Source organism: Methanomassiliicoccales archaeon, from assembly GCA_026394375.1.
Taxonomy (GTDB): domain Archaea; phylum Thermoplasmatota; class Thermoplasmata; order Methanomassiliicoccales; family UBA472; genus JAJRAL01.
In genome coordinates this window covers 1-20,486 of the sequence record JAPKYJ010000004.1, presented here as the reverse complement: position 1 = coordinate 20,486, position 20,486 = coordinate 1, and the positions used below count along the sequence as shown (strand labels likewise).

The following is a 20,486-nucleotide window of genomic DNA, read 5'->3' as shown; positions in this document are numbered from 1 at the left end:
CTCTGACCTCCGTCCTTGCTCCTCGGTCCTAAGCTGGACCATCACCCTTCCTGAGATATCGGGCTGCGGCCTGCGCCGCCTGCGATCCCTGGGCCAGGGAATCCTTCACGTCCTTGGGCGCCTCGCAGCTTCCCGCGACGAATACCCCCGGTACGGAAGTGGACACGGAATCCGACTCCTGCGTGGACGGCAGGCCTTCAGCGTCCATTCTTACGCCCAGGCCTAGAAGCAGTTCCTTCGTGTCCTGACCGAGCTCCAGGCCCACGCTCAGCACCACCAGATCGGCCGGTATCTCGTACAGCTCCTTGAGAAGGGTGTTCTCACCGCAGACCAGCAATCGGTTCGAGGCTGCCTTCCGAACCACCATCGAAGGCTGCCCGCGGATGAATCTCACCCCTCGCTCCCTCGCCTTCTTGTAGAGGGCCTCGCAGCCCTTGGCCGGCGTCCTGATGTCGATGTAGAGAACATAGACCAGAACGGAGTTGTCCATCTCCCTGACCAGAAGCGCATCTTTGATGGCATTGCCGCAACAGACCGCGCTGCAATAGGGAACTCCTCTTTTCTCCACCCTGGATCCGACGCATTGGATGAAGACCAGGGTGCGGACCGGCCGGGAGTCGCTCGGCCTCAGAAGGCCTTTGACATCGGAATCGCGCATCATCCCCTGGAACTGCTCGGAGGTGATCGCATCTGGAAATCGGCCAAAGCCCAGCTCCGGGATCTGCCCTGCATCCACCGGCTCCAAGCCTGAGGCCAAGATGATAGCATCCCCCTCCAGCACCCGTCGTTGCAGGCATTTGCCGGACGCTTCCTCCACCTCGGCCGAGAATCGCTCTCCTCTCTCGAGGTAGACCACTTTGGAGCCGGTTAGAGCAGTGATGCTCGGGGCGGCCCTGACCTCCTCTCTCAACTTGTCAACGATCCCCATCGCCGGGGAGAGCGATGGATAGGTCCTATGCGATCGGAGCAATCTTCCGCCAAGCTCGCTCCCCTTCTCCAGGAGCAGGACCTGGAGATCATCAGCAGCCAGAGCGATGGCGGCCTGCATGCCGGCCACGCCTCCGCCGATCACCAGAACCTTGCCGTCGTGGAGAGAACGCATGCCCTATCCTTCATCATTGAGATGACCGTGCGCTTAGAAATAGGTTGCACCGTCAGAATGTCCCCGCTCCTGCTCATCCTGGATGACCGCCTCGCTCGGGCTCAGAACGATTCCATTAGCGATAACATTAAAAGAAGAAAGCACGAATCATTCCCGGAGTCGAGAAAGTGCTGGAGATCGAGAACCTGAGCGTGGAGGTGGGAGGGAGGAAGATCCTCCGCAGCGTTAACCTCAGCGTGATGGCGGGCTACACCAACGTGCTCTTCGGGCCGAACGGATCGGGGAAATCCACGCTGCTCATGACCATCATGGGATTCAGCGGGTACAAGGTGACCGAGGGCAGGATCCTCTTCAACGGCGAGGACATCACCAAGCTGCCTGTGAACGAGAGAGCGGAAAGGGGCATAGGGATCATGATGCAGCGACCACCGAACCTGGTCGGGGTGAGGCTGCAGGACATGGTGCGCGTCACCTCCAAGGGACGAGTGGACCCGAAGCAGGCCGCGACCGACCTGGACATGGGCTCATTCCTGGAACGGGATGTGAACGTAGGCTTCTCCGGTGGAGAGATCAAGCGCTCCGAGCTGTTGCAGTTGGGAGCGCAGGACCCTTGCCTCTATCTTCTAGACGAGCCGGAGAGCGGCGTGGACCTGGTGAGCATCGAGAAGGTGGGGAAGAAGGTCAAGGATCTGTTGTCGGGAGGAATGAGCTGCGCCGGCAGAAGGAGCATGAGCGGCAAGGCGGCCCTAATCATCACCCACACCGGTCAGATATTGGACTACGTCGAGGCTGACCGAGGCTACGTCATGTGCAAGGGCACCATCGCCTGTTCGGGCAATCCGCGGGACCTGTTGGGCGAGATCAGGGACATGGGCTACGAGGAGTGCGTACGATGCAAGCTGAAGATAACGTCGCTGGCCTGAAGAAGAAGGTGGAGGAGGCGAAGGACAAGAAAGCCTCCTTCGGCGAGGACATCGACCTGGGGAAGTTCGAACAGGCATCCAGGGACATTCCTAAGGTAGAAAGCCTCATGGAGCTGAGCGAGGAGGAGCAGAGGACCTTACTGAACGCGGGCGTGATCCCTTCCGAGGAGAACCGCTCCGGTTCGTTCGTGCTCATGGACGACAGCGTGGTGCATTCCTCCATGAAGACGCAGGGCGTGGAGGTCATGCCCGTGTCCCTGGCCATCAAGAAGTATGACTGGATGAAGGACTACTATTGGAAGGCCGTCTCTCCGGAAGCGGACAAGTACACCGCCCGCACCTTCCTGGAGGAGGCGGACGGATACTTCATAAGAGCTCTGCCCGGAGCCAAGGTGAAGGCGCCGGTGCAGACCTGCCTCATGCTCAAGGGCAAGAGCGTGGCGCAGACCGTGCACAACGTCATCATCGTGGAGGAGGGCGCGGAGCTGGAAGTGGTCACGGGATGCTCCACCTCCAAGGGCGTGGAGAAGGCGTTGCACCTGGGCATCTCCGAGTTCTACATCAAGAAGAACGCCACCCTCACGTTCACCATGATCCACAATTGGAGCGAGACCATCGGGGTGAGACCGCGCACGGTCATACTTCAGGAGGAAGGCTCAAACTTCATCAGCAACTACGTCGCCCTTCGTCCGGTGAAGAGCATTCAGATGTACCCCACAGCTAGGTTGGAAGGCAAGAACTCGTTCGCGCGCTTCAACACCGTGGCCATCGCCCACCCCAATTCCGAGCTGGACCTGGGTTCGAGGGCGATCATGACCGGCGCGAACTCGCGCTGCGAGATGATCTCCCGCACCATCTCCACCGGGGGCAAGGTCATCGCCCGGGGGCAGATGATCGGCGCGGCCTCGGGCATCAAAGGGCACCTGGAATGCCGCGGGCTCATCCTCGGTCAGGGCGGGGTGCAGGTGGCCATCCCGGAACTGGAAGCGCGAGTGCCGGACGTGGAGATGACCCATGAAGCGGCCGTAGGCAAGATCGCCCAGGACCAGGTGGAGTACCTCATGGCCCGGGGACTGAGCGAGGACGACGCCGTGGGCATCATCGTGCGTGGCTTCCTCGAGGTGGGCATCCGCGGCCTTCCGGACGAGCTTAAGAAGGAGATCGACCGCACGATAGAGAAGACCGACGTGCGCGCGATGTGAGGATCGAAGGCCGCGGGGACCGAACCAAACCTTCTCATGTCTCGGCATACCTCGGACGCATGCGGGAAGGTCTTTAATTACAACTACTGCAATCAGGGCGGGGGTCTCACGGATGCTCAAGGGTGACGCGGTCGAGTACGATGAGGAGGTCTCGATCTTCAATGCTATTCAAGCGGCGACCAACAGCCAGGACAAGGACCTCATCCATTTCGTCATCGACCCCAATGTCCTAGCTATACTATCAATAACCGCCAGGCGAGGGATGACCGTGAACGACATCTCCCGCAGCCTCAAGCTGCCCCTGGCCACCTGCTACAAGCTGGTGGAGCAGATGATCGAGCTCGGTCTAGTAGCACGGGTAGGCACGACCCGTACCTCTTCTCGGGGCAGGGCGGCAAACTACACCTCCAGCCTCAAATGCTTGAGCTTCACCATGTGCGATTCCCATGTGGAAGCGAATATCACTTGGAAGAACGGACTGAAGGAAACGTTCCGACGCGATTTCTATCCGGACAACGGCAATTCCGAGGACGGGGAAAGGGCGTTCCGCAGTTCGTTCGAGCGCGCAACCGTGAAGTAGGGCTTCGCCCCCTAGTCATTCCAGGTGCGTGGGAGCACGTGGGTCGTCAAGAGGTCAGGGGAAAGGGAGCAGTTCGACCGCACCAAGACCAAGGCCGCGGTCATGCGGGCGGGCGTTCCCGACCATGAGGCGGAGGAGCTATTGGAGCGTCTCTTGCCGCAGCTCTACGACGGAATCACCACGGAGGAGATCTATCGCCGGGTGCACCAGATGTTGGAGGGCCGCAAGGCGGCCAAGTTCTCGTTGAAGAAGGCGATCCTTCGTCTGGGACCGGAAGGCCTGAACTTCGAGAGCTTCGTGGCACGCCTGTTCGAGGCGGAGGGATATCAGACCCGCACCCGGCTCCTCGTGCAAGGCAGATGCGTGCAGCATGAAGTGGACGTGCTCATGGAGCGAGGGGGAGAGAGCACGATGGTGGAGTGCAAGTTCCACAATTCCCTGGGACTGAAGTGCTCGATACAATCCGCCCTGTACACTTATGCCCGCTTTCTGGACATACGGAACGGGACGGGAATGGACCGCTCCTACCTGATCACCAATACCAGGTTCACGAGCGACGTCGATCGCTACGCCCGGTGCGTGGGCATGAGCCTGCTGGGATGGCGCCATCCTGAGGGAGAAGGCATCGAGCAGCTGACCGAAAGACATCAGCTGTACCCCGTCACGATCCTGGAAATGCGCCGCCAGGACCTGTTCTCGCTGATGTCCAACGGATTCCTGCTGGTCAAGGACATCTTCGACCATGAGGACCGGGCTCGCAGGCTCCTTCCTAAGAACATCGTCGATCCGCTGCTAATGCAGGCAGATGAACTTCTGGCCAGATGATCATCGCTGGGCCGTGCGGCAGCTCCGCTCTGTTTCCCTCGTCGATGCGCGTTCAGGCTGCTTTGGCTTTGGACCTCGCCGATAGTGGTCCGGGTCCTCCACCACCGTGAACTTGTTCCCGTCCGGGTCCAAGAGAATGGCCATGAGACCGCCCCAGGGGCGCTTCTCCGGCTTGAGCTCGAACCTCACTCCTTCATCCACCAACTTCCGATGCAGCTCGAAGATGCTGTCCGTGGAGAAGATCACCCCCGTATCGCCTCCTGGCTGCCGGTTGTCCTCTCTCGCTGGGACGTAGAGGCCGATCTTGCCTTGCGGGTCATCTGGACCGACCTCCACCCAGTTCTTGTCCCGAGAATCGAGCTGCAGTTCCAGTCCCAGGATGCGGGTGTAGAACTCCACCGCCCGACCGAGGTCCCGTACCGGGACCGAGGTCATCCAAACCCTTTCCAGCCTGCCCCCTTCGACGTAGGGCGTCTCCTCGCCCATCGGGTCCCCCAAAGGCATGACCAGGTTATTGGTCGTAGCGCTAATCTATCTTGTGACCCCTAACCACTGACATGCTCTCCTTGTTCTGAGGGGCACATCTTCGGATACCTCAAAGCTTCTGGAAAAAGACTAATAGCACGGCATTCGCATCCTCACCTCCTGGCAAGGGAAGGATGAAACATGGACGGCATCGACAAGATCGAGGTCAAGACGGTCCGGAAGGAGGACCTCAAGCTCATAAAGAACCTCATGCGCATAAAGCACAAGATCATGGTCACCAGCGGCAAGGGCGGCGTAGGCAAAAGCACGGTGGCTGTGAACATCGCCATGGCGCTTTCCATGCGCGGCTACGAGGTGGGCCTGATGGATGCGGACATCCACGGTCCGAACATACCCAAGATGCTGCACATCGAGGATGCCATTCTCACCGGCGATGAAGAAGGGTTGATGCCCATCCTGGTCCCGCCCCATCTGCGGGTCATGTCCATGGCCTTCCTGATCAAGGACGCGGACAATCCGGTCATCTGGCGCGGACCGATGAAGATAGGCGCCATAAGGCAGTTCATCGCCGACGTGCGCTGGGGCGACCTTGATTACTTGGTCGTTGACCTTCCTCCGGGAACGGGGGATGAGCCTCTGACCGTGGCACAGCTGATGCCCGATGCCGACGGCGCGGTGGTCGTCACCACTCCCCAGGACGTGGCCTTGCTCAACTCTCGCAAGTCGGTGGGGTTCGCCAAACAGCTCAAGCTGCCAGTGATCGGCATAGTGGAGAACATGTCCGGCCTGATATGCCCCCATTGCGGAAAGGAGATAGATCTGTTCAAGAAGGGTGGGGGAGAGAAGGCGGCCAAGGAGCTCAAGGTCCCGTTCCTCGGGCGCATCCCGCTCGATCCTAAGGTGGTGGCGAGCAGCGACGACGGCATGCCGATCGTGCTCGCGGACACGGACTCTCCGGCCGCGAAAGCCTTCGACGGATTGGTCGACAACATCGTGAGGCAGGTGGAAAGGAAGGGGAAGAAATGAAGGTCCTAGTGACATCCACTGGCCCGGATATCGACGATCTCCTGGACGAGGAGTTCGGCCACTGCGCCTATTTTGTGGTAGTGGACCCGGAGACCATGAAGTCCGAGGCGGTGCTCAATGAAGGACATGACGTGGAGGTGGGCGCGGGCATCTACGCGGCGGAGGCGGCGGTCAAGCTAGGGGTGGAGGTCGTCATCACTGGCTGGGTCGGGCCTCATGGACAGAGGAAACTGCTCTCGAGCAACATCCGCATCATCATGGACGAGGAGGGAACGGTACGGGAGGCGGTCGAGCGGTTCAAGAAGAAGGGACAAAGGCTCGCATAGGCCGACCCAGAGAAACCGACCACGATTCATCTGGAATGCCCCTCGTCCCGCCCTCCAACCCATCGTTCAAGTCATGAATGGAAGAATATCATTTGACTCTTATTCGACTAATGTCGTAGTGAACAATCGTTATTTGTTAAATTATTGACAAATATTCCTTAAGGAATACGAAATTCGCACCAGAACTCACTTACAACGACATATATCGTATAGAAATGAAAAAGACTTATTTACTCCCGCACGGTTTCCTCGCCCATGCGGAGGTATCTCGGATACCAACCTTGCTCGGCAAGGACAGTTCTGTGGGAACCGACGTCACGCCATGCTGCGCAGTGCGCACAATGGTGGATCGAGGTACACCCTCCGGTCGTTCTCTCGGAAAGGATGCAGATGTCCCTTCCCGAGCCGCCGCCGGAGCATGTGAGAAGGCGGAGGACTCCATGGGAGGGGATCGACCATGGCCAATAACGGCTACAAGATCCTGCTGCCCACCGACGGCTCCTATCCGGCCATCGCTGCCACCGTTCGGGCGATCGAGATGGCCAGGGACCGCAAGGGCAAGCTCGTCATCCTAACGGTGAACGAGCGGGTATTGGCCGCGGGCATGGAGCGGATCGCAGAGGACTCGGCGCTAATGAGAACGACGGGCATCGACGGCGTCGCCTATGCCAAGGAATTGGCCGTCAAGAACAACGTCCCCTTCGAGACGATCGTCCGCGAAGGAGCGGTCGTGGGAGAGATCGTGAAGGCGGCATCCGAAACGAAGGCGGACATCATCGTCATGGGATCCTCCACCATTAAGGGACTTCCTGGCCTCTATTTGGGCAGCGTGTCCCGGGGCGTGATCAAAGAAGCCCCATGCGACGTTGTCGTGGTCAAGCTGACGGAAGATGAGATGCACAAAGCCGTGGAGCTGGCGCTGCAATTCGCCATGGCCCACAAGGCGCCACCGATCACCAACGGAATGGCCGAGTTCACCAAGACGCGCAAGTTCAAGGTCGGACTGACGCTCTTTGCCATCTACGGCATAGGATATGCGATCTTCACCGTGGTAGGATCGTTCTCGCACAGCACCTTCGCCGGCGGGTTTCTTGGAACGAACGTGGGCATCTTCTCCGGTGTCGCTCTGATCGTCGTCGCCATCATCATGGCCGTGACGTTCAACTGGTACGCGGGTTGGAGCGAGAAGAAGACCGGAGGCGGTTGAGATGGCCGACTATGTCTTCCGCCCTGTTGCCTTCGCACTCTTCGTCATCATAGTACTGTTCACTCTAGCCATCTCGGTATATGCATCGAGAAGGGTGCGCACGGCCGGGCACTTCTATGTGGCCGGGGGCGGGATCAAATGGTTCGTGAACGGCATCGCCTTCGCGGGCGACTACCTGAGCGCCGCTTCCTTTCTAGGCGTGGCCGGCTTGATCGCATTCTTCGGCTACGACGGCTTCATGTACGCCATAGGCTTCCTGGCCGGCTGGATCGTGGCCCTGTTCCTGATAGCGGAGCCGCTGCGCAAGATCGGGAAATACACCTTCGGTGACGCCCTGGCCAGCAAGTTCAAGGACAAGAGGGTGCGCCTCATGGCCGCCATATCCGCGCTGGTGGTGAGCGTCTTCTATCTCATACCACAGATGGTGGGTGCCGGTTCGATCGTGCAGCCCCTCATAGGGCTGCCCTACGAAGTGGGCGTGGTGCTGGTCGGACTGATCGTGGTGCTGATCGTGGCCACGGCGGGCATGGTCTCCACCACCTACGTGCAGTTCATCAAGGGATTCCTGCTCCTGTTCGCCGCCCTCGCCCTGACCATCGGCGTCCTGGCCTACACCGGTTTCGGTCCGTTGGACTTCATCGGGCACTTCATCACCAACGGCGCTGAGGTGCCAACCAAGGCCGGAGGCACCATCACTTACACCGGCGCGCAGTTCATGGCGCCTGGCCTGAAGTACAAGGACCCGCTGGACTTCGCCTCTCTAGCAATAGGTCTCATCCTGGGCACGGCAGCGTTGCCACACATCATGATCCGATACTACACCGTGCCCAAACCCTCGGACGCGCGCAAGTCGACGGTGGTCGCGATCATCGCCATCGGGGCGTTCTATATCCTTACGCTGTACCTGGGACTGGGCGCGAACCTACTAGGCACCCTGGACGCGGGCAACCAGAACCTGGCCGCGCCACTGCTCGCGGACAAGATCGGAGGTGAGGTGTTCTTCGCCGTGATCTCATCCATAGCGTTCGCCACCATCCTGGGGACGGTGTCCGGACTGATCATGGCCGCCTCAGGAGCGATAGCCCACGACATCTACACCGAGATCCTGGGGAAGAAAGGGGACGATCGAAAAACGCTGCGAGTATCCAAACTGACCGCCGTCGCGGTGGGTCTGGTGGCCATCGTCCTCGGGATCATCATGAAGGAGCAGAACGTGGCCTACCTGGTAGGACTGGCCTTCGCCATCGCCGCCTCGGCCAACATCCCGGCGCTCATCTGCCTGCTGTTCTGGAAACGGACAACGGGGCCGGGCATCATGGTGGGCATAGCCACCGGACTGACCCTCTCCATCTTGCTGATCCTGATCAGTCCGACCTTCATGACCCAGGGTGCCTGGTTCCCTCTGAACAACCCGGGCCTGGTGAGCATACCGGTGGGATTCGCGGTCACCATGGGCGTGTCCCTGATGACCCAGAACTCAGAGAAGAAGGCCAGAGCAACCGAGGCATGAGCGCAAACCCCTTCAATATCTCTTCCTTCTTTTCGCTACGAGGCTCAAGCTGAATACGCGCGTTCTGCCAGAAAGAACGAGCATCAAGCGCTCAGGAACGAGGGTATCCGACCGGGGCGTTCGGCGGCACTCCCTGATACTGATAGTCCAGGGTCACTCTCTCGGTCGGCTCGGAGATACGCAGCGGGTTCGGCCCGATCTCCTTCACGTGAGCCACGAACTCCGTTATGCTCCGCTGGTACGCCTCCGCTTCGTCCGAATCGACGAACAATGTGCTGAAGCGGCCCTCGTCGAAACCCAGCTGCGTGATGACCGTCTTCAGAAGGGTCATGCGTCGGTTGGTGCGAATGCTACCGACCTCGTAATGGCAGCGGCCTGGCTTTCCCGCCAGTATGAGCACGCCGTCCGCTCCTCTGGAGAGAGCGCGCATGACCCATTCCGGGTCCACGCGGGCGGAGCACATCGTGCGGATGGAACGGAAGTGCGCGGGAATCTGCAGCCTCTTAATCCCTGCCAGATCGCCCGCCGCGTAGGAACACCAATGACAGGCGAACACCACGACGTTGGGGAAGTTCTCCATTTCCTGCGAGCGCGGGGGGGTGGCGGCGTCTATCTCCGCCGATATCTCGGAGTTCGAGAAGCACGCCTGGTCCATGGCGGCGCTCGGGCAGGCGGCCACGCACGCCCCGCATCCTTCGCACATCTTTGGCTGGATGCTCGCCACCCTCTTTCCCGGTCTCGAGAGATCGGGCACCATCTTGATGGCCGACACCCTGCAGGTCGCCTCGCAGACCCCGCAACCGGAGCATGCTCCGTGCTTGACCGAGGCGATGCTTCCGACCTCGCCCGGTCTGACCAGGGCGATCTTGGCCGTTCCCATGGCCACCAGCTCCTGCGCCTTGCGGGTGGCCTCCCTCGGGTCCAAGGAATGTATCCAGGCGCATTGCTCCCGGATGTTGACCATCTCCACTAGGCATCCGGTCTTGCCGGCCTGCATGGCCGCCTCTTGGAACTCGCGCAGATAGAGAAGCGGGGAGCAGGCGGCCACGACGATTCGATCCAGCTTGTTATCCTTGATCGCCGCGGATATGTGCTTGCGAGGTTCCACGTGGCAAGCATAATCCATGGTTTCCACGTGGACTACGCCCTCCAGCTCCCTGGCGTATCGGGACAGGTCCCGCATGTTGACCGTCAGGCTAGTGCTGCCCCCGCAGCTGCAGATGAACACACCCGTCCTCGGGTCACGGTCGTTCTCCTCCATAACCACCACCTTCCTTCCTAGTTGAACGCTCGTGCAATAGCGCTACGAAACGAAAGCATGCCATGAAGTGGTATTTATTAGCCGCAGATTGGCGATGGAACAACCAACGAAGTATCGATGGCAACCGAGGTCGGTCGTCTTCCTGCGCCCGGTCGAGGATCAGGACGCCACAGACAAGGAAGATGAGACGGAGACCAGCGCGGCTTGACCGAGAAGATGCGACCGAGCCGCGGCATGATCTAAGGGTTCCTTTGCCGAAGATGCTTCCGCAGACTTAATGCACAATGAACCTTCTCACCTGGCAGAGGTCTAGACATGAAGGTGGTGGCGGTGAACGGAAGCCCCAGGAAGGCGGGCAACACTGCTCGTCTGCTAAAGGAGATCACCAACCAGGCGCAGCAGAAGGGCGCGAACATCAAGTACTTCGACCTGGTGGACATGCACATCGAGGATTGCAAGGCCTGCATGCAGTGCAAGAGGACGGAGACCTGCTCCCAGAAGGACGAGATGAGCATCATCAAAGAAGAGATGAAGGACGCGGACCTCCTCATTCTGGGATCGCCGATCTATATGGGGGCGGAGACGGGGATCATGAAATGCTTCATCGACCGCCTCTACGGCTTCATGCTCCCTGGCAAGGAGGCGGGCGATTTCGAAAGCCGGCTGGAGAAGGGTAAGAAAGCGATCGTGCTCTTCACCTGCGGCTTGGCCGACGGCGACAAGGTCTACAATTACATCAAGGTCCGCTACTTCGATCTCCTGATCAAGCATCTGCGGTTCGATGACGTGCGCACGTTCATCGTCGGCGGTGCGAATCCGTCGGAGGACCTTAGGGAAAGCGCCCAGGCCAAGGACGTGCTCAGCGATACGGAAGTGTTCTTCTCCTCGGGATGAGCCGATGAAGGGGGTTAATCCTGGCAAAGGGTTATTTCCAAGCCTTCCATTCTTTGAGATGATATGAGGAGACACGGCGTTGTGTATGCTTGCCCGCATTGCGGCGGGCGAGATCTGATCCCCAAGCTGATGTTCGGCGGCCCTTTGGCCGGGGTGGACGATAATGACGGCAGCTGTCGCTGCCAGTCCTGTGGAAAGATGGCCGTGCCCCTGACGTTTGCCTCCGTGGATGACTGGATCTCCTTCCGTCAGAGCCTTCTGAAGAAGGCCGACGAGGAACGCTCCGTTCCCAAGTTCAGGCACATTCCGATACTCCCCGTCGACACCAAACCTCTCCTAAGCTTGGGAGGGGTGGACGTCCCCATCATCAAGTTGGCCGAGGTGGTGAGCGTGCGTTGGGACAACGGCTCCCTGAAACGGACCGAATACCACGTCAGCTTCGAACGCTATTGGCGGGCGGTGGCTGGGCAACGGTACAACGCCAGCGAATTGCTGCTCCTGGACCTGGCCGGAGTGAACGAAGCGAAACCCAATTTCCGAGTGATTCGCGAGCTAGTGAAGAAGAAGCATGACGTCTGGCTCGACCTGGGCATCCGCACCGACCAGGACCTTTTTGATGCTTTCTCAATGGAGGTGGCCCGAGCCCTGGCCGATACATCCACATGCACCTCGATGCGTCTGTTCCAGGAACTCTACGAGCTATCGGACAAGTGCGTGCCCTGCCTGCAATGGGATGGAAGGGTGATCTGGGGAAGACCGAGGGCGGGACCGGCGGACCTGATAGATGCGATCAAGAAGCTCCGGGGTCTTGGTTTCGACGAACTGGCTGTGGTAGACATGAGACGTCTTGGAACTCGTTCAGGAGTATCCACCGAGCTGTTGGCGTTGCTAGAGGGAATTGATGTCGCTATGGTCGTGGGCGGAGGTGTGGTGGAGAGAGACCTAGAACTCATCGAGAAGAAAGGTTTCTCTGGCGCATTCATAGATCCGTTCACGCCGCTGATCGAGGACCTGTTCGAGGATGAGGGGTCTCCTGTGGAAACGAGGTTCATATCCCCCACCCCGACGGACGTGAAGAGGCCGAAATACCTAGCTACGGATTGATTCCGAATAGACCTTTTCCTACCGGCTCCTCGTTCTGATTTACAAACATTAAGCCATCCTCAATCCTTCGCGGCGGTCGTCTCGCCCTGCGACTCATGCCTCCCTGCGGGCGGATGATAACACCTCGTGGAGGATACGCCGTCCGCATCGTTCGAAGTTATCCAGATAGCAGGACTACTAGCGGAAATGATCGCTCAACGCACAAACGAATCCCGATGCTGGAGGGTCCTCCGTCGTTCGTAACTCGATCAGGAAAAGTCTAGTGTATGGTCAGCTACCCACGATCAAGATCGAGGGCTTGTAACTGTGCTCGGCCTTATCCAAGGTGTCACGGCACGCTACATTTGGTCGGCTGACTCCTGCTTGCAAAGCAGGGTGGCATCTGCCACGGCGGCCTACTCCATCGGGAGCGTTCCAATGCCTTTCCCGCAGACCGTTGCCAGTCTCGTGCCCGATGGAGCGATGAAGTTTTAGCCCAGAGCTTCAGCGGTCTTTCTCTCCCAGGCGGAGAGTGCCTTACCCCTTGCGAGGTGTCTGGAAACTTCCTGGTACTATGCATGGTCGTCTGATGTTTAAGATTGTCGTCATTCATCGTACGACTAAAGTTCGTGGGTTTTCTGGCGACCCATCTACTAATGCGCGTATTATGATTCTGGACCAATGAATCGTCTTTTGCAGGCGCAATCTTCAGCATACTGGCTTTTAACGCTACTAAAGCAATTTAACGCTACTTATATATACGCAACCAGGAGTTTCTTCTCTAAGGAGACCGTCCAAAGGACGGACTACTAAGGGGGAAAGACTATGGTGAATGCAGTAGCATTCGCAATGATTGGCCTAGTCTATGGATTGTGCCACTGGATTTTGTATTGCAGTGGTGCAAGGGCCTGCCCCGGGTGGTGGAGCAAGAAAACGAAGCCTGAGGACATAATCCCCGAGCAGGCCATCGGAGCCATGGGCTCGTTGGCCGCGGCGATTGGTCTCATCGGGCTCTCGTGGTTCTTGGTCTGGACCCCTGGGACCGACGGCTTCGCGATACTCGCTATCGCGGGCGGTCTGTACGGCTTCTTGTTCCTGGGCACGGCTATCGTTGCGATGAAGGGATGGGACTGGAGACCGATTGGAGATGCCGCGATCTTTGGCGGATTCACGCAGTTCGTGATGCTGCCCTTCGTGGCGAATGCTGGATTCCCGTGGGACGCCTGCCTTGGGCTGGCGGTCTTTGGTGTCCTCGCGACGGCCTGGGGCCTGGTCATCCATGGCAAGATCTCCGCGAAGATCCTGCAGGTGGACCTGATCCTGTCGCTGTTCGTGGCCTGGTGGTTCATGATCTTCTACGGCGGGCTACACGGTCCGCTGCAGGCGGTCGTCAACGCTCAGGACGCTTTCGGACACAACGTGGACGGTACCTACCCGACCTGGGCTCTGTTGTGGATCATCGTTGGCGTGGCCAACTTCGTGATGATGTACTGGAGCTACAAGAAGGGTCCGGCAAAGATGATATTCTGGTGAGCCGGCAGCAAATCAAATCCCTTTCCTTTTCTTCATTTTTCTTTGCCTTGAGCGGCAGGACTGCTCGATGGCCCGAGGTCGCAGCGAATCCCTGAGAATGTCGAGGTGAACTTAATTAGCGGGCATTGGCTCATCATCATGGGGCAAACGAGCTTCCCGATAGCAGAGGCGAGGGGGGGGGTTCGATGGTGACGAACGATGGCGAACAGCGATAGCTGGCAGGAAGGGTGAGGCAGTCTGCAGCCGAAAGTGCTCATAATCGATGACGAGGTGGGCATCCGCAACGTTCTTACCGAGCTGCTGCGCGAGCGCGGTTTCGACTCCTCCGCGGTTGCCACGGGAACGGAAGGTCTGAAGGCGGTGGTGGCAGGCTTCCACAACATCGTCATCCTCGACATCGGCCTACCCGACATCGACGGCACCAAATTGCTGGAGCGGATCAACGCGATTTCCCCGGACACCGAGGTCATCCTGGTCACGGGACATGCCACCTTGTCCACTGCCATCGAGGGACTGAGGAAGCACATCTACGACTACATTCCCAAGCCTTTCAAGCTCGGCCAGCTGCTCGAATCCATCGATGGGGCGCTTGAGCATCAACGTCTGAAAGTGGAGAACCGCCGCATGCTTGACCAGCTGAAGTACCTGAACAATATCACGAGCCAGGTTTCCCGCACCATGGACGTGGACCTCATCCTCAAACAGCTACTGTTCGTCACCATGAACTACTTCCATGCCGACTCGGGAGCGATCTACCTCAGGAATGGAGAGGAATGGGCCTTGAAGCAGCATTCCGGGGTCACGAAAAAATTCCTCAGTGACTTCTCGATCCTGGGCGCTGACCATCCGATCGCCAAAGAGGCAGCTCGTTCCAGTGTTTCCTTCGCTGCGGGCGAGAGCAACGGCCATTCCGCTTCTTCTTGGGCCTCCGTGCCGCTCGTCTACAACGACAGACCAGTGGGCATCATGGTCATCATCGTCAAAGGAGGCCGTCGCTTCGACGATGAGGACAAACGGCTGCTCTCCATCGTGGGCGCCCAGGCCGGATCGTCCATCTTCAACTCCGTGGCCTTCCTTCGGGGCGAGGAGAAGAGAGCCTACCTAGAGGGCTTGATCGAGAACGCTCCGGATGCGGTGGTGACCTATGCTCTCGATGGAGCGGTAAGGAGCTGGAACCCGGCCGCCGCCTCGCTCTATGGCTATGGCGAGAAGGAGGCCATCGGACGCTACCTGCTCATCGTGCCCGACGACCAGCTGGAGGAGATGAGGGCCATCATGGTCCGGGTGGCCAATGGGGAGCAAGTATCGAACCTAGAGACGATGCGCACCCGCCGGGACGGTACCCTGGTCGACGTGGAGGTGGGGTACTCGCCCGTTCGCGATCCAGGCGGCAAGATCATAGGCATAGCCTCGATGTCCCGCGACATCTCAGACCGCAAAAGGAGAGAGAGCGATCTCCGAGAGAAGGCCGTGAGCTCGGCCCAGAACGACGCCAAGGAACTGATCATGAGGTTGGTGCCTCTGGCGTTGGGGAGAGACGTGAGCGGGGAAGAGCGTGATTCCCAGATCCCCATGCTGACGAGCAGGCTGGGGGACGCCCTGTTCGATCGATACTTCTCCACTGGAGAGGCGGTGACATCGGAGAAGATGGGGCAGGCGGTGGCGGGTTTCTTCAACGAGCTGGGCGGCCAATTCGAGTTCCAGGCCAATGGGAATGGTGTGATGGTGATCGGGCACCGATGCCCGTGGCACAACGAAGAGCTTCGGAACCCCGGCACGTGCGCCTTCACCAAGGCGCTCTCGGCCGCCTTCGCGCAACGCGCCTGGGGAAACGCTAGGGTAACGATCAGCCAAAGCCTAGCGAACCGGGACGACTGCTGCCGGGTCGTCATTCATCGTTCCCGATCCGACTAATGCCGCCGGACCCCTTCAAGAAGTTTCATATTGCCAGGGGTGCACTACTAGCCACGCCATGCTGGACTCGCTCGTTTGGTTCGTCCTTGTGCTCCTGGCCGCTGTGGTGCCACCGCTCCTCTACATGATCTGGGTGAGGAACAAGGAGGTCTGTCAACGGGAGCCATATTCCGCGGTGCTGGGCGTCTTTCTGTTCGGCGCCAGCGTGTCCGTGGCCCTCGCTTTCATTCTGGAAAGCGTGATCATGGCCCTTCTCTATTCCTCTGGCAGCCCGTTGGCTCGGGGCTTTTGGAACTTCCGACCATACGACCCCACCTTGCAGGTCTTCCTCCTGGCGGTCATCATCGCCCCTGTGGTGGAGGAGATCTCCAAAGGTCTGGGTGTGTTCTCGGTGCATGGTCGGCTGACGGAGATCGAGAACGGTTTGGTCTACGGAGCGGCCGCGGGCCTGGGATTCGCCGCCTCTGAGAACATACTCTACCTGCTGAACGCGCTTTCCGGGGGCGTTGAGGAGTTCGTCTTGACGGCGGTGATCAGGGCACTGACGTCCACCATTCTCCACGCCAGTGCCACCGGGATACTTGGCTATGGCATTGCGCGGGCGAGGGTGCTTGGTTCGTACGGTCAGAACAAGAGCTGGCTCCCCTACCTGCTGGCGGCCATGCTGCTCCACGGGGCCTTCAACCTCTTCGCCATCCTGGGGGAAATAGTCCCGCAGTACCAAGGCGAGCTCGCCCTTCTAGGTCTGGTAATGGCCTTCGTTCTGGCGACCACCGCTTTCGCGCTCCTGCGCAGGCGGATAGTGGAACTAGACCGGGCTTTCCCCTGCCGGCCTTGAGGCTCTGATCTCGCCGACCATCTTGCGGCCCAGCTCTCGGGCCTGGCCGAGAGCGGTCGGGTGCTCGCGTACGCTTCCTTTCCGTTCCATTCCCGCGAACAGCAATTCCTCCATAGGACGGTAGCCCAAAGCATTGAAGAACGCCCGCGATTCGGAGAGAGCATTGCGAAAGACCGCCTTCTCATCCCCGCCCACGGAGATGAACGCACCCAATCTCGACCTCCCTCCCGCCAATGGCCGGTGAAGGACCTCGCCCCTGACCCAGAGACACTGACAGCGGTCGAAGAGCACCTTGGTCTGAGAACTCAGGCCAGAGAACCATATGGGCGAGCAGACGATGAGGCCGTCCGCCTCCTCCAAGGCACGGTACACCCGAACCATGTCATCCTTCTGCACGCATTCCCCGCTCTCCAGGCATTCGTTGCATGCCTGGCAAAGATGGATGACCAGGTCCGATATCTGCAGTTTCAGGACCTTCGCGCCCGCCTCCCTGGCAGCTTCCAACGCGGCGTTCACAAGCAGATCGCAATTGCCGTTCTTGCGTGGGCTTCCCTGCAGGCCAACGATCAGCATGCTCGCAACCCCCTCTCCCGATAATGTTCGGAGGTCAAGTCCGGCACGTGTCCAGGTTCTCGAGGATCCTGTCCTTGAGGCTCTCGTAGTACTGGAACGTCTTCACCACGTAGTCGCAGGCGCCCGCTCGCAAGGCCTCGAAGCTCAGGTCCGGGTCGTCGTATGCGGAGACGAAGATCATCGGCACCTTCAACCCCAGGGGCTTGATCTTCTTCATCAGGTCTATGCCATTCATGTCCGGAAGGGCGTAGTCCAGGATGAGAATGTCATACTGGTTCGCCTTGAGTTTGACCAGAGCCTGGGTGGCGTCATATGCCGGGTCGAGGGCGAACTCGTCCTTAGGCAAATACTCAGAACATAGATTGACATGTTCCTTGTTGTCGTCGACCATTAGCACTCTCACTAAGCGCTTCTCAGCCAACCAATTCGCCTCCGTTCATTTTGATATGCCATAGCTCCATATTAAACCTTGACCTGTGGAAAGATGACCGAGAACATGGAACCTTTTATCTGGTCCACCAATTCCCGGTCCTCGACCCAAACCCTGCCCCCGAACCTTTCTGACAGAGCTGCGACCACCGAAAGCCCGATGCCATGCCCTTCCGCCGCTGACTCCACGTCGAATTGGTCGAAACGTTTGAACAGGAACGCCTTGCGCTCGGGCGAAACCCCCTCCCCCCGGTCCTTCACGTCCAGACGCCAGAAGGTCATCTCCTTCTCTTCGTGCGGACGCACCTCGACATCGATCGGCGCCCTACCACCGTACTTGCAGGCGTTGCTGAGCAGGTTGTACACCACGTCCTTGACGAAGGCGTCCCCCTGCACCAGCACGCTCTGCTGGGGCGCCGGGAAGCGTATCTCGATCTCCTCGTAGAGGGTGTTCATGCGCAACGAATCGACGCATTCTTGCACCGTCTTGACCAAGTCCAGCGTCTGGAAGTCCCTGGACGACTCCAATGATCTGAGCAAGGTCAGCTTGCGCACGTCCGCAATGAGGCTGGAGATGTTCTCCGACTGCGCCAGGGCGGAAAGCACGAACTTGCGCTGGCGGTCGTCGAGCTTCGGATCCTTGGCCAACATCTCCAGGTAGCCATGGATGGGGACGTTGTAGTTGGCCACGTCGTGCGTCAGCAGGATGGTGTACATCTGTTGGGCCGAGGCGTGCTCATTGATGCGGTTGAACATGACAGCGTTGTTGATCGCCGTCGCCGCCTGCACCGAGAACATCTCGATTAGGCTGTAGTCGGCCGAGGTGAACGGGCTTCCCGGTACTCTTTCCAAGGTCACCACTCCCAATACATCGTCGCCCATTTTCAACGGCACGGATATGAGCGAACTAGGCTCGTCCGGAGTGCCCTCCACCAGTTTCGAGCGCGGGTCCTTGTCCGCTCGTTCCACGAGAATCCCTTTTCCAGTCTGTGCCACCAGGCCGGTGATGCCCTCCCCCAGTTTCAGCTCCAGGCCTTCCACTGCCTCGGGATACTCACACATGTGAGCTATGCACTTCAAACGCCGGGTCTTCTTGTCCAATGTGAATAGGTAGGCGTTATCCGACTTCACCAGCTCCCCGGCCTTGGACAGTATCGTGCTTAAGATCTTGGGATACTCCAGCGTCCCGGATATCGCCATGGACGTTTCATATAGGATCTCTCTTTCCTTGTTGCGTAGGTGCAGCTCGCGCTTGAGGCGAGCCTTGCGCACGGAAATGGCTACCTGATTGCTGAAGACCTGGAGGATGGGAAGCTTGTTCTGAGTGATGCCGTTGATTCGGCTGGAAGCGAACACCGCGCAGCCGAAGATCTCCTTCTTGAACTTGATGGGCAAGCATGCCAATGAACGGATGTCGAGCTCCTCGATCACGATACGGGGGTCGCTCCTCAGGTCCAAGGAGATGAAAGGCTTGCCCTCCTGCACGGTTCGATAGAGCTGCCCCGAGCCGACCACCCGAGACTCGAGCAGCTTCCTGGCTACCTTGAAGTCGACCCCCGCGCAGACCAACCGGGGCTTGCTCTCAACTCCCATCAGCCGGAATACGGCGTACTCGATGCCCAGGGACTCTATCAGCTTGTCGAGGTCCCGATCGATGGTGTCGGCCAGATCATCGGATTCCACCAGGTCGGTGGAGGTCTCGGCCAGGACCTCCAGGGTCTGGATGCCTTCCGCCCCGCCTTCCATGGGCCGGAGCATGAGGGTATCGTGCCCTACGCAGAGCACACCCATCGTTTTCCCGCCTTCGCCGCCCAGAGGCATGAGCCGCCAGGCGAACTCGACGGTGGTGCCGTCCCTCTTCCGGAGCGGTATGTTGGCCGTCGGCCTTCCGCCCTCCACGGTCATGGCGATGAGCCGGACCAGCTCATCCTCGCTCAGTCTGTCGGTCACCAGCAGCTCCGCCAGTCGCTTTCCGACGAGGTCAGCTCGCTCATAGCCAAGCTCACTCTCCGTGACCCGACTGACCGCCTGCACCTTGCCTTCGGTATCCAGTGCTATCACTGACAATTGGGCTGAGGACATCAGGTCCTCGGTCAACTGCTTGGAGATCTCGTTCCCTCTTAGGGGCAGGAAGGGGTGAGACATCTTGGCCAGAACGTTGACCCCTATCGTGGCGGTGCCGTCCGTGAGCTGGGCGAAGCTGAGCTCGAAGGGCACCGGAGCATCGCCTGCCAAACGGAGCTGCGCTCGAGCCCTACGGTTCTCTTCCGGACCGCTGCCCAAGGAACGCAAGGCTTCTTCCACTCTTCCCCAATCTGCCTCCTCCACCAGCTCCCTGAATAGCTTCCCGATGAGATCTGACGAAGGACGGTGGAAGAACCGGTCGAAGGTCTTGCTTATGGAGAACACCCGCCCTTCCGAATCAAGCGTGAGCGTGAACCAGGATTCCTCCTGATCATCCATTAGCTGGCTCATCCCGGCGATGGTCAAATATTCCTTCATATCACTCTCCCCATCGCCGTGGCTCCCATCGGTCCCTCTATCCATCACTTTCTCCAGCGTGTTGGGCGTATGTCAGCTACCCACGATTAATATCGTGGGCTTGCACTTCCAGTTTTCGTTTGGCGGTCGGTTCCGCGAAGGACGCCCATTTCTGGGAACGGAGCGCATTCGGTCGGCTGACTCCTGCTTGCAAGGCAGGGGAGAACGCATTGTGCGTCTCCGGCGGCCTACTCCATCAGGAGCGTTCCAATGCCTTTCCCGCAGACCGTTGC

At 59.2% G+C, this 20,486-nt stretch carries 18 protein-coding genes and 1 pseudogene; 13 read left to right on the top strand and 6 right to left on the bottom strand.

Annotated elements, in window-relative coordinates; genetic code table 11:
• Window positions 1-28 precede the first annotated feature (28 nt).
• The gene (locus tag NT137_00700) at window positions 29-1,102 is read right to left on the bottom strand and encodes an FAD-dependent oxidoreductase (protein ID MCX6651863.1); all 1,074 of its coding nucleotides are present in this window, start codon (window positions 1,100-1,102) and stop codon (window positions 29-31) included.
• Between the two features lie 167 nt (window positions 1,103-1,269).
• Here NT137_00700 and NT137_00695 point away from each other — a divergent pair, with 167 nt between their 5' ends.
• The 4 genes from NT137_00695 to NT137_00680 all read left to right on the top strand — a co-directional run bounded on the left by NT137_00695 (window position 1,270) and on the right by NT137_00680 (window position 4,632).
• Window positions 1,270-2,025 (top strand): ABC transporter ATP-binding protein, encoded by a 756-nt coding sequence (locus tag NT137_00695; GenBank protein ID MCX6651862.1) that lies wholly within the window; start codon window positions 1,270-1,272, stop codon window positions 2,023-2,025.
• A complete protein-coding gene (locus tag NT137_00690; GenBank protein MCX6651861.1) occupies window positions 1,995-3,227 on the top strand; it encodes a SufD family Fe-S cluster assembly protein in 1,233 nt (410 codons plus the stop codon). Before NT137_00695 ends, NT137_00690 begins: the two co-directional genes overlap by 31 nt.
• Before the next feature lie 112 nt (window positions 3,228-3,339).
• Window positions 3,340-3,807: a winged helix-turn-helix domain-containing protein gene (locus tag NT137_00685; GenBank protein MCX6651860.1), complete on the top strand. Its 468-nt coding sequence runs from the start codon at window positions 3,340-3,342 to the stop codon at window positions 3,805-3,807.
• 24 nt (window positions 3,808-3,831) lie between these two features.
• Window positions 3,832-4,632: an ATP cone domain-containing protein gene (locus NT137_00680; protein MCX6651859.1), complete on the top strand. Its 801-nt coding sequence runs from the start codon at window positions 3,832-3,834 to the stop codon at window positions 4,630-4,632.
• Here the strand turns inward: NT137_00680 and NT137_00675 are convergent, their stop codons facing one another.
• On the bottom strand, window positions 4,633-5,136 hold the full coding sequence (locus NT137_00675) for a VOC family protein (GenBank protein ID MCX6651858.1): 504 nt from the start codon (window positions 5,134-5,136) through the stop codon (window positions 4,633-4,635).
• Between the two features lie 246 nt (window positions 5,137-5,382).
• Here NT137_00675 and NT137_00670 point away from each other — a divergent pair.
• The 4 genes and pseudogenes from NT137_00670 (at window position 5,383) to NT137_00655 (ending at window position 9,187) form a co-directional block, all read left to right on the top strand.
• Window positions 5,383-6,144, top strand: a pseudogene (locus tag NT137_00670) (Mrp/NBP35 family ATP-binding protein).
• Window positions 6,141-6,470 carry a hypothetical protein gene (locus tag NT137_00665; GenBank protein ID MCX6651857.1) on the top strand — a complete coding sequence of 110 codons (330 nt, stop codon included), beginning with the start codon at window positions 6,141-6,143 and terminating at the stop codon, window positions 6,468-6,470. The pseudogene NT137_00670 and the gene NT137_00665 overlap by 4 nt, the downstream one beginning before the upstream one ends.
• 457 nt (window positions 6,471-6,927) lie before the next feature.
• Window positions 6,928-7,677 carry a universal stress protein gene (locus tag NT137_00660; protein ID MCX6651856.1) on the top strand — a complete coding sequence of 250 codons (750 nt, stop codon included), beginning with the start codon at window positions 6,928-6,930 and terminating at the stop codon, window positions 7,675-7,677.
• 1 nt (window position 7,678) lies between these two features.
• Complete coding sequence (locus NT137_00655) at window positions 7,679-9,187, top strand: cation acetate symporter (GenBank protein MCX6651855.1); 1,509 nt, start codon at window positions 7,679-7,681, stop codon at window positions 9,185-9,187.
• A 91-nt stretch (window positions 9,188-9,278) separates the two neighbouring features.
• Here NT137_00655 and NT137_00650 read toward each other — a convergent pair whose 3' ends face one another.
• Entirely contained in the window at window positions 9,279-10,448 is a 1,170-nt protein-coding gene (locus tag NT137_00650; protein ID MCX6651854.1) for a hydrogenase iron-sulfur subunit, read from the bottom strand.
• Window positions 10,449-10,763: 315 nt separating this feature from the next.
• Between NT137_00650 and NT137_00645 the strand changes: the two genes are divergently transcribed.
• From NT137_00645 to NT137_00625, 5 genes are all read left to right on the top strand, one after another.
• Window positions 10,764-11,342, top strand: a complete 579-nt coding sequence (locus NT137_00645; protein ID MCX6651853.1) for a flavodoxin family protein — start codon at window positions 10,764-10,766, stop codon at window positions 11,340-11,342.
• Window positions 11,343-11,405: 63 nt separating this feature from the next.
• Window positions 11,406-12,446: a HisA/HisF-related TIM barrel protein gene (locus NT137_00640; protein MCX6651852.1), complete on the top strand. Its 1,041-nt coding sequence runs from the start codon at window positions 11,406-11,408 to the stop codon at window positions 12,444-12,446.
• Between the two features lie 864 nt (window positions 12,447-13,310).
• On the top strand, window positions 13,311-13,958 hold the full coding sequence (locus NT137_00635; GenBank protein ID MCX6651851.1) for a hypothetical protein: 648 nt from the start codon (window positions 13,311-13,313) through the stop codon (window positions 13,956-13,958).
• 249 nt (window positions 13,959-14,207) lie between these two features.
• On the top strand, window positions 14,208-15,872 hold the full coding sequence (locus tag NT137_00630) for a PAS domain S-box protein (protein MCX6651850.1): 1,665 nt from the start codon (window positions 14,208-14,210) through the stop codon (window positions 15,870-15,872).
• 58 nt (window positions 15,873-15,930) lie between these two features.
• On the top strand, window positions 15,931-16,710 hold the full coding sequence (locus NT137_00625) for a PrsW family glutamic-type intramembrane protease (GenBank protein ID MCX6651849.1): 780 nt from the start codon (window positions 15,931-15,933) through the stop codon (window positions 16,708-16,710).
• Here the strand turns inward: NT137_00625 and NT137_00620 are convergent.
• The 3 genes from NT137_00620 to NT137_00610 are packed head-to-tail and all read right to left on the bottom strand — an operon-like array spanning window position 16,681 to window position 20,214.
• A complete protein-coding gene (locus NT137_00620) occupies window positions 16,681-17,283 on the bottom strand; it encodes a flavodoxin family protein (protein MCX6651848.1) in 603 nt (200 codons plus the stop codon). The genes NT137_00625 and NT137_00620 overlap by 30 nt on opposite strands.
• Before the next feature lie 34 nt (window positions 17,284-17,317).
• On the bottom strand, window positions 17,318-17,704 hold the full coding sequence (locus tag NT137_00615) for a response regulator (protein MCX6651847.1): 387 nt from the start codon (window positions 17,702-17,704) through the stop codon (window positions 17,318-17,320).
• 41 nt (window positions 17,705-17,745) lie between these two features.
• Window positions 17,746-20,214, bottom strand: coding sequence for a GAF domain-containing protein (locus tag NT137_00610; GenBank protein ID MCX6651846.1), 2,469 nt, complete (start codon window positions 20,212-20,214; stop codon window positions 17,746-17,748).
• Window positions 20,215-20,486 lie beyond the last annotated feature (272 nt).